Annotated in this window: 10 protein-coding genes; all 10 read right to left on the reverse strand. The window is 65.8% G+C overall.

Annotated elements, in window-relative coordinates; all coding sequences use genetic code 11:
• Positions 1 to 23 precede the first annotated feature (23 nt).
• The 10 genes from nikE to ACHMWQ_RS04460 all read right to left on the reverse strand — a co-directional run bounded on the left by nikE (position 24) and on the right by ACHMWQ_RS04460 (position 12,439).
• Positions 24 to 833, reverse strand: coding sequence for a nickel import ATP-binding protein NikE (nikE, locus tag ACHMWQ_RS04415; RefSeq protein WP_396306529.1), 810 nt, complete (start codon positions 831 to 833; stop codon positions 24 to 26).
• Entirely contained in the window at positions 830 to 1,609 is a 780-nt protein-coding gene (locus ACHMWQ_RS04420; protein ID WP_396306530.1) for a nickel import ATP-binding protein NikD, read from the reverse strand. The genes nikE and ACHMWQ_RS04420 overlap by 4 nt, the downstream gene beginning before the upstream one ends.
• Positions 1,606 to 2,484, reverse strand: coding sequence for a nickel ABC transporter permease subunit NikC (nikC, locus tag ACHMWQ_RS04425; protein ID WP_396306531.1), 879 nt, complete (start codon positions 2,482 to 2,484; stop codon positions 1,606 to 1,608). The genes ACHMWQ_RS04420 and nikC overlap by 4 nt, the downstream gene beginning before the upstream one ends.
• Positions 2,481 to 3,425 carry a nickel ABC transporter permease subunit NikB gene (nikB, locus tag ACHMWQ_RS04430; RefSeq protein WP_266334300.1) on the reverse strand — a complete coding sequence of 315 codons (945 nt, stop codon included), beginning with the start codon at positions 3,423 to 3,425 and terminating at the stop codon, positions 2,481 to 2,483. Before nikB ends, nikC begins: the two co-directional genes overlap by 4 nt.
• 7 nt (positions 3,426 to 3,432) lie before the next feature.
• Positions 3,433 to 4,989 carry a nickel ABC transporter substrate-binding protein gene (gene nikA / locus ACHMWQ_RS04435; protein WP_396306532.1) on the reverse strand — a complete coding sequence of 519 codons (1,557 nt, stop codon included), beginning with the start codon at positions 4,987 to 4,989 and terminating at the stop codon, positions 3,433 to 3,435.
• A gap of 194 nt (positions 4,990 to 5,183) precedes the next feature.
• Positions 5,184 to 6,995 carry a sulfatase-like hydrolase/transferase gene (locus tag ACHMWQ_RS04440; protein ID WP_396306533.1) on the reverse strand — a complete coding sequence of 604 codons (1,812 nt, stop codon included), beginning with the start codon at positions 6,993 to 6,995 and terminating at the stop codon, positions 5,184 to 5,186.
• 268 nt (positions 6,996 to 7,263) lie between these two features.
• Positions 7,264 to 9,648 carry a sulfatase-like hydrolase/transferase gene (locus ACHMWQ_RS04445; RefSeq protein ID WP_396306534.1) on the reverse strand — a complete coding sequence of 795 codons (2,385 nt, stop codon included), beginning with the start codon at positions 9,646 to 9,648 and terminating at the stop codon, positions 7,264 to 7,266.
• Positions 9,649 to 9,790: 142 nt separating this feature from the next.
• Entirely contained in the window at positions 9,791 to 10,618 is an 828-nt protein-coding gene (locus ACHMWQ_RS04450; RefSeq protein WP_396306535.1) for a 2'-5' RNA ligase family protein, read from the reverse strand.
• The gene (locus ACHMWQ_RS04455) at positions 10,581 to 11,552 is read right to left on the reverse strand and encodes a formylglycine-generating enzyme family protein (RefSeq protein WP_396309385.1); all 972 of its coding nucleotides are present in this window, start codon (positions 11,550 to 11,552) and stop codon (positions 10,581 to 10,583) included. The genes ACHMWQ_RS04450 and ACHMWQ_RS04455 overlap by 38 nt, the downstream gene beginning before the upstream one ends.
• A 107-nt stretch (positions 11,553 to 11,659) precedes the next feature.
• Positions 11,660 to 12,439, reverse strand: coding sequence for a hypothetical protein (locus tag ACHMWQ_RS04460; protein ID WP_396306536.1), 780 nt, complete (start codon positions 12,437 to 12,439; stop codon positions 11,660 to 11,662).
• Positions 12,440 to 12,487 lie beyond the last annotated feature (48 nt).

A 12,487-nucleotide genomic window follows, 5' to 3' on the forward strand; every position in this document is an offset into this window, starting at 1 on the left:
CTATTGTCTGCCGCGCGGTCAGTTCAGTCGCAGAAGGCCGGCGCCCGATGGACGGGCCGGGCCGGCAGGATGGCGTCCTGCAACAGCCGACCCTCGGCCGAGCGCAGCGCCAGCCCCCGCGTCACCGGAGCGTCTTCCTGGATGACGCCTTGCGCGAGCACGATGACGCGGCTGCAGAACAGCTGCACCAGCCGAAGGTCGTGCGTGATGAACAGCACGGCCATTTTCAGCCGGGCCTGAAGATCCCTCAGCAGCGCGATCATCTGCATCTGCAGCACGAGATCTAGATTGGACACCGCCTCGTCCAGCACCAGCAGCCGCGGCGCCGGCGCGATGGCGCGGGCGATGCAGACGCGCTGCAGCTGGCCGCCGCTCATCTGCGAGGGCAGCTTGCGGGCGTCGTCGGGACCCAGGCCCACCTGCGCCAGCAGCGAGCGAACCCTTTCGGTTCGCGCGTCCTCGGTCAGATCGGTGAGATGGCGAAGCGGTTCGGCGATGATCCGGCCGATGCTATGGCGCGGGTTCACGGCGCCGAGCGAATCCTGGAACACCACCTGCACCGAACGCCGATAGTGCCGGTACCGCTCGCCCGAAAGGCCGCTCACGCTTTCGCCTTCGAACGCCACGCTGCCCCCATCCGGCCGCTCGAAACCCAGCAGCAGCCGGCCGAGCGTGCTCTTGCCGGATCCGCTGCGGCCGAGCAGGGCGATGCTCTCGCCGGCTGCGATATCCAGCGACACGTCCCGGAGCACCGTCTTCGGGGCAGACCGGCCGGTGAGGGAATAGCTGGAATAGGATTTCGAGACCGAGCGGGCGGCGAGGATGACGCTCATGCGACCTCCGGATAGAGCGACATGTGCGCCTCGACCAGTTCGCGCGTCGCAATGCGCTGCGGGTTGTCGAAGATCTCCCGGGTGGTTGCCGTTTCGATGATCCGCCCATTCTCCATCACCGCCACCGTATCGGCGAGGCGCGCGACCACGCCCATGTCATGCGTGATCAGGAGCACGCCCAGATTGCGCTGCCGCGCCAGCTCGTCGAGCAGGTCGAGGATGCGGGCCTGCACGATCAGGTCGAGATCGGTCGTCGGCTCGTCCGCGAACAGGAACGGCGCATCCGAAAGCAGGGCGAGCGCGATCATGGCCCGTTGCAGCATGCCGCCGCTCATCTCGAAGGCGTGCAGCGGCAGCACGCTTTCGGCGTCCTCGAGCCCCGCGGTTGCGAAGGCCTCGAGCGTCCGGTTCCGCCAGTCGCCCTCGAGCCTGCCGACGGCGCGCAGCGTTTCCCGTGCATGATCCGCCATGGTGCGGATCGGGTTGAAGGCGCTGCGCGGGTTCTGCAGGATCGTCGCGACGATCCGGCCGCGCAGTTGTTCCGGCGTGACGGTCCTGCCGTCATGCAGCACGCGCCCCTGCGTGACCCGTACACCCGGCGGCAGCACGCCCTGCGCGCCGCTGCAGGTCATCGACTTGCCACAGCCGCTGGCGCCCACCAGTGCGAGGATGCGGCCCCGGCGAAGCGTCAGGCTGACGCCGTGGACCAGCACATGGTCGTGATGGCCGTGCCGCGCCGCGACATGCAGGTTTTCGATCGTCAGGGTCTCGCTCAATGCTGGTGGTCCCCGTGCAGGCTCGGGTCGAGCCGGTCGCGGACCGCATCGCCCAGAATGTTGAAGGCCATGACGCTGAGGAGAAGCGCGAGGCCCGGCCATAGGATCAGCATCGGCATCGACCAGACGAACTGGCGCGCGTCGCCGATCATCACGCCCCATTCCGCCGTGGGCGGCTGCACGCCGAGCCCGAGGAAGGAAAGCCCGGCCACGTGCAGCATCATGTGGCCGATGTCGAGGGTCGCCAGCACGATCATCTGCGCCATGATCGCCGGGAACAGGTGCTCGAAGAACACCCGCACGCGGCTGGCGCCGGCGGCGCGCGAGCCCAGCACGAAATCGCGCTGCCGGAAGGACAGCACAAGGCCGCGAACCATGCGCGCATACCAGGCGAAGTGCGACAGCGCGATGGCGATGATGACGTTGACCATGCCGGTGCCGAGGATGCCGATCAGGAACAGCGCCAGCACGATGGTCGGAAAGGCGAGGAAGCAATCGCAGAACCGCATGATCGCCTGATCGACCCGACCGCCCATATAGCCGGAGAGGCCGCCGACGGCGATGGCCAGCGCCAGGATCAGCACGATGCTGAGGGCGACCGAGCCGAGCGAAACGCGGGTGCCGTAGATCAGCCGCGAAAGCTCGTCCCGCCCGAGATGGTCGGTGCCGAGCCAATGGGCGAGGCTCGGCCCTTGCAGCCGCTGGGCCAGGTCCACGGCATCGGGATCGTAAGGCGCGATCCACGGCGCCGCGATGGCGGCGATCGCCAGGAGGGCCACGATGAGGAGGGCGATGCGCACCGCCCAGCTGTCGCGGATCGGCAGGCGCGACATCCGGCGTCGCGCGGCGCGCGCGTCGAGGCTGGCGACGCTCATATCGCGGCCTCCGCATTGAGGCGGATGCGCGGATCGAGCCACGCATAGAGGATGTCGACGAGCAGATTGCAGACGACGAAAATGGTGACCAGGAACAGCGTGAAGCACTGGATGACGGGAAAATCCCGGCTGTAGATCGCCGAGACGGCATAGCGGCCGATGCCGGGCCAGCCGAATACGCTTTCGATCACCAGCGTGCCGCCCAGCAGCTCGCCGACATGCATGCCGGTCGCCGTCACGATCGGCAGCAGCGCGTTGCGCAGGATGTGCGACCGCTCCACCTGCCGGTCGCCGAGGCCGCGCAGCCGGGCATAGAGCACGTGCCGGGCGCTCGCCGTCTCTAGCATGCTGGCGCGCAGCAGCCGGGCGTTGATCGCGAGCGACATGAACGAGACGGCGAGGACCGGCATGATCATGTGCTGCCAGCCGCCCTTGCCCATGGGCGGCAGCCATTTCAGCGTCAGCGAGAACAGCAGCACCAGCAGGAAGCCGAGCCAGAAGTTGGGCGTGGAGACGCCGACAAAGGCGAAGGCGCGCACCAGCTGATCGGGCCATCGATCCTTGTAGCGCGCCGACCAGATGCCGAGCGGAACGGAGACGATGAGCGTGAAGAGCAGCGCCGCACCCGCGAGCTGCAGCGTCGCCGGCAGGTAGTGAAGGATGTCGTCGATCACCGGCCGCCGCGTGACGTGCGAGACGCCGAAGTCGCCCTGGACTGCATTGCTGAGCCAGCTGACATATTGGGCGAGGATCGGCCGGTCCAGCCCGAGCGTCTGCCGCGCCTCGGCCACGGCGCTGGGCGTGGGCGGGATGCTCGAGAGCTTGAGATAGGCCACGGCCGGGTCGCCGGGCGCCATCCGCAGGATCACGAACATCAGGATGGATACGCCCAGCAGGATGGGGATCAGGAGCAGCAGCCTGCGCAGGATGAAGCCGGCCATGGCGCGCTCACTCCTTCGGCTTCAGGGCGGCGAAGGGATAGTCGAACTGCGTCGCGCCGAAGCCGAGATTGCCGACCGTGTCGCGCGCCACCAGCATGGCCGTCGAGAAGGTGAGGGGCAGGTAGACCGCCTCGTCATGCAGGCGGGTCAGGATGTCGGCATAGAGCGCCTGGCGCTTCGTCGCGTCGGTGCTTGTCAGCGCCTGGCCGATCTTCGCGTCGATCTCGGCCTTGTCGGCGAGGCCGAGCTGGGCCTGGTAATCGGCATGCGCCGGTACCCGCATCGAGCTGACAAAGGCGTGCGGATCGTAGGGCGCGCCCCACGTGTTGCCGAAGATCATACCGAAATTGCCGTCGGTCTGGCGGGCATAGAAGGAATTGGCCTCCTCGCCGAGCAGCCGGACCTCGATGCCGACCCTGGCGAGATCCGCCTGCAGCACCTCCGCCATCGACTTCATCACCGCGTCGGTGCCGATATAGGCGAGCTCCACCTGCAGCGGCTGGCCGTCCTTGGCGCGGAAGCGGGCGCCGGGCGCGAGACGCCAGCCGGCCTTGTCGAGCAGGCTCGCCGCCAGCGCCGGATCGTAGCCATAGGGCTTCAGCCCGACATCCGAATAGGGCGCGGACGGCGCGAACAGGGTGTCGGCCTTGGTCTGCGTGCCGTGATAGATCGCTGAAATCAGCGTGTCCTTGTCGACGGCGTGGTTGATGGCCTGTCGCACGGCGAGGTCGCGGGTCGGCCCCTTGTTGGTGTTGAGGGCAAGCACCTGGGTCCCCAGCGGCGGCGAGATCTCGGCCGCGTAGCCCTGCGCCTTCAGGCGGGCGAAGGTGTCGGGCGTGATCGGTCCCTCGTCGCCATAGATCAGGTCGATGTCGCCCGTCTCCAGCGCGACGGCCCGCGTATTGCTGTCCGCGATCACCTTGACGACGACCTTCTGATAGGCTGGCTTGTCGCCCCAGTAGCCGTCATTGCGCTCGAAGAGGTCATATTCGCCGAGCCGCGTTTCGACGAGCTTCCAGGGACCCGTGCCGATCGGCGCCCGGGCGCCGACGGGGGCCTGGAGTTGCGACGGCGCAATGAAGCGCACGGGGCGAACCAGCGCCAATTCCTGCAGGAGCGGGTAGTAGGGGTCCTTCAGCCGCAGCTCGACGGTCCTCCCGTCGAGCGCCTTGGCTGATTGCAACTGGTTGATCAGTTCGAGCCAGTCATGGGTCCGGCGGTCGGCGATTACCGACTCCAGATTGGCGACCACGGCGGCGGCGTCGAACGGCTCGCCATTCGAGAACGTGACCCCGTCGCGGAGCGTGAACGTGTAGGTGCGGCCGTCCTCGGAGGTGGTCCACGCGGTCGCGAGCCAGGGCGCGACGGTTCCGTCCGGCTGATACTTGACCAGGGATTCGTAGACCATGCCCTGCGCGAACATCTGGTTGGGCGCATAGCCGTGCGGGTCGAGCGGGCCGACATTGGACGGCCAGGAGAAGTTCAGGGTTTGTGCGAGAGCGCCCGAGAGAGGCATGCACGCCGCCGCGATTCCCAGCAGCACTCCGACCCAAACGCCACGCATCCCTCGCCCCTCTCGACAACCCTGTGTTGCGCGAGGCTAAGGGGAAGTATCGTATGATGTCTAGTACAAAAGATCATACTCACAGGCGAGGGCGGTGCCAGCGTGCCGCAAGCGGCCCGACATTTAGCCATCCTCACACTGAAGGGCACAGGGCTCCGCGCCGGCCGTCCCCGTTCCAGATCAAGACGCCCGGACTACCGGCCCGCGCCAGCACGGTAGATGTGGGCGATGTTCTGGCGCACGGTTTCGACCTGCATGGCCGCGTCGAGAAGTTGCTGGCGCCGCAGCGAGGCCGTTGCCGCATCCACACCGTCGCCGCTCTCATATTGCAGGAAATCGTACCGGTCGCAGGTCAGCCGCTCCCGGCCGCGCGCCAGCGCAACCGCCGCGCCGTGCCAGGGGCGCCATGCATTGGCGCTGGTGGCGACGGCGATGCGTTCCGGCGGGATGGGTTCGAATAGGCTGTGACCGGTATAGGCGAGACCGTCCGACAGGGTCGTGCCCAGGAGATGGGCCAGCGTCGGCGCGATATCGACATTGGCGATCAGGCTGTCGGCATTGCCATGCAGGGCCTCGGCCATCGGCCCCGGCAGGCCGCGCGGCGGCTTCAGCAGGAACAGCGGCCGCAGCACCCAGTCGCTGACATTCTCCTGCCGCGGAATGGTCGCGCGCGGGGTGTCCCGGTGGCCCGGCAGTTCGCCGTGATCGCCGATCGAGGCGATCAGCGCGTCGTCATATCGTCCCGCTCGCTTCAAGGCTTCGAACAGGCGCTGATGCGCGCTTTCGGCGATCGCGAGCGCCCGGGAGCGCCTGTCCTTCAAGCCTGGAGCGACGGGAAGCCGGCTTTCCGACTGGAACGGCACATGCAGCGCATTGAGGAAGACGACCGCGAAAACCGGCCCTCGGGCGGTCTCGATCATCCGCTCGAACCGCTCGACCGTGAAGGCATCGTCGATGCCGAGGTCGTTGACAAGCGGCTGGCCGCTCGTCTCGGCGCTGCTCAGCTCGTCGAGCGGGGCTGCCGAAAAGAAGCGGTCGAGATTCAGCCACTGCAGCGTCGAGGACATCAGCAGCGCCGTGCGATAGCCGCGCGCCTTGGCCAGGTCGAACACGAAGGGCAGGCGGTGCAGCGTGTCGATGTCCTCATGCGAGCCCGTGCCCGTCAGGATCGAGGGGAAGCTGATCTCGGTGCAGCAGGAATTGGTGACGACGTTGCGCGGCGCGAACCATTCGTCCGGATTGCCGCTGAGGCTGCGGATACGCTGGGCGAGGGACGTTTCCCCGTCGCTGGAGGGCAGAAAGTTGCCGGCGGATTCATTGAGGATCAGGAGGATCGTTTCCGGCATCGCCGGCGCGGACCGCTCGAGCTGGAAGCCGTTCGAACGGTCGGCGGCATAGAGCGCCTGCGGGCTGAGGTCGTTGCCCGCGACGTCGGGTTCGGCGAGCAGGAAGGCCAGCGCGTCCTTCGACAGGCTCGGCCGGGCCTGCATCCTTTCCAGCACGACCCAGCCGAGCAGCGCCGCCACGAGAAGAAGAAAGGCAGTGCCCAGGGAGAGCGCGCCGGTGCCGGCCAGCCCGTGCGCGAGCGCCGCGGTCGCCCCGAACAGCGCGGTCATCGCCAGCACGAAGCCCCTGGGTAGGAAGGCCCGGAGATAGGTCGAGGCCAGCGCGGGGGCGGAGAGGCCGGCGCTCGAAACCGGGATATAGCGCCAGATCGTCAGCGGCGCGGCGCCCAGATATTGCCGGCAGCAGAGATCGATGGTCGCGGCGACGGCGAGCGAAGCGGCGCCGAGCGCGACCAGCAGTTCCTGCGTCAGCATCGACGGCAGATGGGCTGTGATCCCGAGCCACATGCCGAACAGGCTCGCCACCACGAGCGGCCAGCCGATCTTTTCGGCGCGCAGCCGAACCCGGCAGCGATGCGCCCGCAGATAGCCCCGTCGGAGACGGTAGAGGACGAAGGCGAGTGCCAGCACCACCGCGATCGTCGTGAACGTGTTGCTCATGTCGCAGAAGGTCTTGGGGCCGGAAATTGGTGCCGGCCAAGGTCGGTTGAAGCTTCCGCCTAGTACACCCGCGCGGCGCTCGACACCAATCTCAAAACCACCGTCGTCCACCCCTTATGCGCGACGCGTCTAGGGGGCTTGCCGCAGGGTGGGGAATCCGGGCCGGCGATCGGCCGACCCTGAGAAAAAGGAGGGCCGGATTGGAAAGCTCCGGCCCGGGCTCGTCGGGGCGGCGAGGGTCTCGCCCGCCGCCCCGACGGATCGGCGCTTAGTCCAGGTAATCGACCTTCAGGTGGCGGATCTTGCCGTTGAAGGCGAAGGGCTTGCGGTCGAAATACGCGAGCGAGACAGGGGAATAGCTGTCCCGGCCGACGTCGAAGGCGTCATTGGCGGTGAAGGCAAGCGACGTCGAGCGTGGAACCCGCCCCTTGCTGACCTCCTGGCCATCCACGCGGATGACAATGTCTAGCGGCGCAGGGCGGGCGCCGTCGACCTTGCGCGTCTCTACCTCGATCTTGACCTGTCCGGTCGGGAGCGGGGCGGAGGTTGCCAGCTGCGTCCGTTCGATCTCGAACAGATTGTACTCGAAGTTGAGCTTACCGTTCTCGACCCACAGCGCGACACCGCCCGAGACCGCGCCGAGCGCGTAGAGCACACCCTTCGAGTCAGGCTGCAAATCCACATCGATGGTGACAAGGCTGCTGCGAGATCCGAGCCGCGGTGCGGTGAACTCGGGAACGCCGACGACGTCCTGCGTGTAGTTGAACGTCCTGGCGGGATTGGACGGCGCGTCTTCCGGGTGGAAGACCGCGGACCAGAGGCCGCCGCCGACCGGGTTGACCTTGTTGTCGGTCGCGCTTGCGTCGAACGCGCTCTTCAGCTCCTTGAGCTTTTCGGGATTGGCGGCGGCGACGTCCATCGCCTGCGAGAAGTCCTTGGAGAGATCATAGAGCTCCCAGACATCGTCCTTCGGCGACCATTTCAGGATCGCGGGATCGACGCCCGTCTGCCAGGGCACTCGCGGCCCAAATGCCGAGGCGATCCATCCGTCCTTGTAGTAGGAGCGGCTGCCCATGACCTCAAAATACTGCTCCTTCTTGGTATCCGGCGCCGTCGGCGAGGCGAAGGAATAGGTCATGCTGGTGCCGTCGAACTGATCCTGGCTGATGCCATCGACGAGCTTGGGCGGCGTGATGTCCAGGATGTCGTAGATCGTCGGCACAATATCGTTGACGTGATGGAACTGCGGACGTGGCGTTTTGTCCGCCTTAATCTTTGTTGGCCAGGACACCGCGAGCGGCGTGCGCGTTCCGCCGAAATGCGCGGCGATCAGCTTCGTCGAACGGTAGGGCGTCGAGCCGGCCCAGGCCCAGCCGGCATGGTACATGTTGTCGACCTTGGACGAGCCCAGAACATCCAGGCCGCCCAGCTCGTTCATGGTTCGGATATGGTCCTTGATGTCGGAAGGAATGTTATTCTGCGCCAGGAGCTCGCTGATCGTGCCGTTCTGGCCTTCAGCACTCGAGCCGTTATCGCCCCAGATATAGAAGACGAGCGTGTTGTCGCGGATGCCGAGCTCGTCCAATGCATCGATCAGCCGGCCAGCCTGCGCGTCCGCGTGTTCGGTATATCCGGCGAACACTTCCATGAGGCGGCGCTGGAACGGCTTTTCGTCCTCGGGAATGTCGGCCCATGCAGCGAGCGTCTTCGGCCGCGGCGTGAGCTCCGTATCCTGCGGGATCCAGCCGAGTTCCTTCTGGCGGGCGAAGACGCGCTCGCGCATGACGTCCCAGCCGTCGTCGAACTTCCCGTTATACTTGTCCGCCCAGTCCTTGAAGATGTGATGGGGACCATGCGAAGCGCCGGGGGCCCAGTACATGAAGAAGGGCCGATCCGGCGTCAGCGCATGGACCTGCTTCATCCATGAGACGGCCTTGTCGGTCATGTCCTCAGTGAAGTGATACTCGTCCTTCCCTTCGGATGGATTCAGCCGGACCGTGTTTTCGACGACCGCAGGCTCCCATTGCGAGGATTCACCCGCCAGGAAGCCGTAGAAATAGTCGAATCCGACTCCCTGTCCCGCCGGCCAGTTTGTATAGGGACCGACGGCCGTGGTCTCGTTGGCCGGCGTGTTGTGCCATTTGCCAAACGCTCCGGTCGCGTAGCCATAGTAGCCGAGCACCTTGGCTGCGGTGGCCGAGGTGCGGGGGATCAGGCCGGAATAGCCGTCCCAGTCGTTTGCAAGCTCCGCGATCTGGCCATAGCCGACGCGGTGGTGGTTGCGCCCGGTCAGCAGCGCCGCCCGGGTCGGGGAGCACATCGCGGCATTGTGGAAGCGGTTATAGGTGATGCCGTCGCCGGCGACGCGGCTCAGCGTGCGCGTCTCGATGACGCCGCCAAAGGTGCTCGGAAGCGCCGGACCGACGTCGTCGAGCATGATCACGACGATGTTCGGCGCGTCGGCGGGGAGATGGGACTGCGCAGGCAGGGGGCTGTAGGTCGATTCCGCGATCGTCGGTCCGGCCTTGCTGCCCGAGGGCTTTGGCGGAAACGGCAGCGCCTCCTGGGCTACCACGGGGGATCCCAGCATTAGGAGCGTCGTGCCGACCCCCAGCCAGCGAGCTCTGAACGGGTGTCTAGGAAGCCGTTTCATGCGATTCTCCGTTTCGTGAAACTCTTTAGCGCCCCTCCCGCAGCCCTTGCGGGACGGCTCCTTTGCCGTGGGCATCTCAACCTTCCTCCCGGCGCCGTTCTCGTGGTCAACATGGGGCACGAGCTAGACGGGAGGGTCGTAATTATGGTTTCAGCTGCCACGCCTGCAGTTTATTCCGCGCCGTTCCGAAGTTTCCGAGCTGGTAAACTGACAGCGCTGCGGGCGAGAATGTGAATGCGTCGAACGGTTCGGCGATCATCTTCTGGAGATAATCTGGGGGGGCCACACCGACTGTGACGTGTGGCATGAACTTCTTGCCACTCGAGTGCGGCACGTAGCGATTCACATAGTCAATTGTTGGCTGGTTGATGTCGGGTTCTTCCGCCGTGGTGAAGAACGCAGCCGTCGTTCCCGTCTCCACGGTAAAGGGAGCAACTGCGTCGATGAGTTTTTGCTGGAACCGGATGAGTTGGTCCGTCGGCTCGACGAGAAGCGCTGTCACGCCGGTCTGGTCCGAGACAATGAAGTCGTATTTGAGCGTCTTCAGCGTCCATTCGGCCGGGTTTTCGGCGGCAAGGACCGCACCGACCGCGGCGTAGACCTCGTCGAGCGCTGCCGTGTCGACGAACCGCTGCAGGATCGTGATATGCGGGCGGTGTGTTGCATCCAGAGCGTAGCCCTCTGGGAAAGCCGCGCGCAGGCGGGCATTGGTCGCCTCCGCGTGTTGAAGCATAGCTGCGTCTGGTTCCAGCGCGATGTCTATGGCCGTGACGGGATTTTCTTGCGCCACCGCTGAGCCAGCCAGCAATGCGAAGCTCGTTATAAACGCGGCCATTAAATTCAAGGATCTACGCATCCGACCTGTTTTCCTCAGAGCCAACGATTTCCACTCGGTGCCGACAGTTTTCGCGCTGTCCAGAACCGGATTTCCTCTAAACTTCATTTCGAACAACACATCTGAACCCGACATGGCTGGTCGACGTATCGATCGCCTCGGCATGTCGCGCTGCAGGTCGGTAGCGGCGGCAGTAGTTCGGCGCGCAGAGATGCGACCCGCCCTTCAGCACCTTCCGCGGGATTTTTATGTCGGGGAGGCAGGGGTCGTAGCTGGCGGACTCGAGCCCGCCGCGCGGGTTCCGGGGGATGCAGCAGGCCTTCCCGGTATCCGCCTCGTGCTTCGAGGCGAACCAGTCGGAGGTCCACTCCCAGACGTTCCCGATCATGTCGTGGAGGCCGTAACCATTGGGAGGATACGCCCGCGCCGGGGAAGTGCGGGCGTATCCGTCGAGCTGGCGATTGACCGTCGGAAACGATCCTTGCCAGGTATTGGCCATGTAGCGGCCCTCGGGGGTCAGTTCCGAGCCCCAAGCATATTCCGCCCGGTCGAGTCCCCCGCGGGCGGCGAATTCCCATTCCGCCTCGGTCGGCAGATCCTTTCCCTTCCAGCGGGCATAGGCCATGGCGTCGTCATAGGTGACATGGACGACGGGATGATCGTCCATGCCGGCCAGGCTGCTGCGTGGCCCATAGGGCTGGCGCCAGTTGGCGCCCTTCAGGAAGGTCCACCATTGCGACCAGTCGCGCAGATCGACCCGCCCGGTCGGCTCGCGGAAGACGAGCGAGCCGGCATAGAGCATTTCCGGCAGGATGCCGGGATAGTCGCGCGGGTCCGGCGCGAATTCGGCGAAGGTCCGATGGCCGGTGGCGGCGACGAAAGCGGCGAACTCGGCATTGGTGACGGGGGTCTCGTCGATCAAAAAGCCGTCGACTTGGACGCGATGGGCCGGCTTCTCTTCCGGATAATGATGATCGGATCCCATCCAGAAGCTTCCGCCCGGCACGAACACCATGCCCTCGCGTCCTCGCTCCCCGGACCCTTCCCTCTGCGCCGCCTCGGCCTGCATCGCCTGCCTTTCCATCCCCGTGTCCGGATCGCGAGTGCGTTCGCGATTCGAACACAGCCATAGCGGGTATGGCGAGGAAGACTGTCCGGATCGCGCAATCGGGTGATTCAGAACCGATAGGTCGCGGCGAGGATCGGGCCGTGCATCGTCGTGTCGTAGAGGAAATCGTCCTTGCGATAGTCGACATAGAGGGCGCGGTAGCCCGTCCGGAACTCCCAGTTCTGGTTCCACTGGTAGTTGACCGTGCCGACCGCCTGCCAGGTCAGCTTGGACCCGATGTTGAAGCCGCCAATATCGCCGGCGACCGTGACGCTCCAGGGGCCGCTGAGCCTCGCGGTCATGCGGGCCGCGAGCACCGGGTCGAGCCAGTTCTCGGAGTGGCTGTAGTCGATCTCGCGGTTGAGCGATCCCGGCGAGATCTTCAGTTCGTTGTCGAGGTTCCAGAAGCGAAGGCCCGCGCCGACATCGAGATCGAAGGTCTCGTCGCTATGGAGGCGGTAGAGCACCCCGCTCTGCAGCGTCAGCGTGCGCGTACGGACCTCTGCCGACGAGAAGTACGGACCCGGCAGGGAACCGCCGGGCGTCACCTGCGAGAACATTGCGTCGGCCAGGAAGCTCCAGTTCCCCATGCGCATCTCGGCGGAACCCATCAGGGCGCCGTTCATGTTCTTGAGGATATCGCCGAAGCTGAGATCGAGGTCGGCCGCCGGCAGCGGCGGCAAGGTCGAGCCCCGTCCGTCGATCGCCGACGCCCATCCATAGCCGGTGAAGGAAAAGCTCGGTCCGACCGATGGCAGCGGCGGTACCGGCGGCTTGGAGGCGAGATCGGCGGCCAGGGGCGACGCACAGGTGAGCAGGAAGGCCGCGACGGCAAGGGCGGATCGCAAGGGACAGGCTCCGATGGTTGATTCTCTCGCGACAAGAAATGCGGAGAA

The sequence above is a fragment of the Kaistia sp. UC242_56 genome, assembly GCF_044452255.1.
GTDB lineage: Bacteria > Pseudomonadota > Alphaproteobacteria > Rhizobiales > Kaistiaceae > Kaistia > Kaistia defluvii_A.

Excerpts from the sequence above, each read along its gene's own strand:
- ACHMWQ_RS04455 (WP_396309385.1), bottom strand. The coding sequence starts at position 11,552 with ATGCAGGCCGAGGCGGCGCAGAGGGAAGGGTCCGGGGAGCGAGGACGC.
- nikB (WP_266334300.1), bottom strand. The coding sequence starts at position 3,425 with ATGGCCGGCTTCATCCTGCGCAGGCTGCTGCTCCTGATCCCCATCCTG.
- ACHMWQ_RS04440 (WP_396306533.1), bottom strand. The coding sequence starts at position 6,995 with ATGAGCAACACGTTCACGACGATCGCGGTGGTGCTGGCACTCGCCTTC.
- ACHMWQ_RS04445 (WP_396306534.1), bottom strand. The coding sequence starts at position 9,648 with ATGAAACGGCTTCCTAGACACCCGTTCAGAGCTCGCTGGCTGGGGGTC.
- nikA (WP_396306532.1), bottom strand. The coding sequence starts at position 4,989 with ATGCGTGGCGTTTGGGTCGGAGTGCTGCTGGGAATCGCGGCGGCGTGC.
- ACHMWQ_RS04450 (WP_396306535.1), bottom strand. The coding sequence starts at position 10,618 with ATGTCGGGTTCAGATGTGTTGTTCGAAATGAAGTTTAGAGGAAATCCG.
- nikC (WP_396306531.1), bottom strand. The coding sequence starts at position 2,484 with ATGAGCGTCGCCAGCCTCGACGCGCGCGCCGCGCGACGCCGGATGTCG.
- nikE (WP_396306529.1), bottom strand. The coding sequence starts at position 833 with ATGAGCGTCATCCTCGCCGCCCGCTCGGTCTCGAAATCCTATTCCAGC.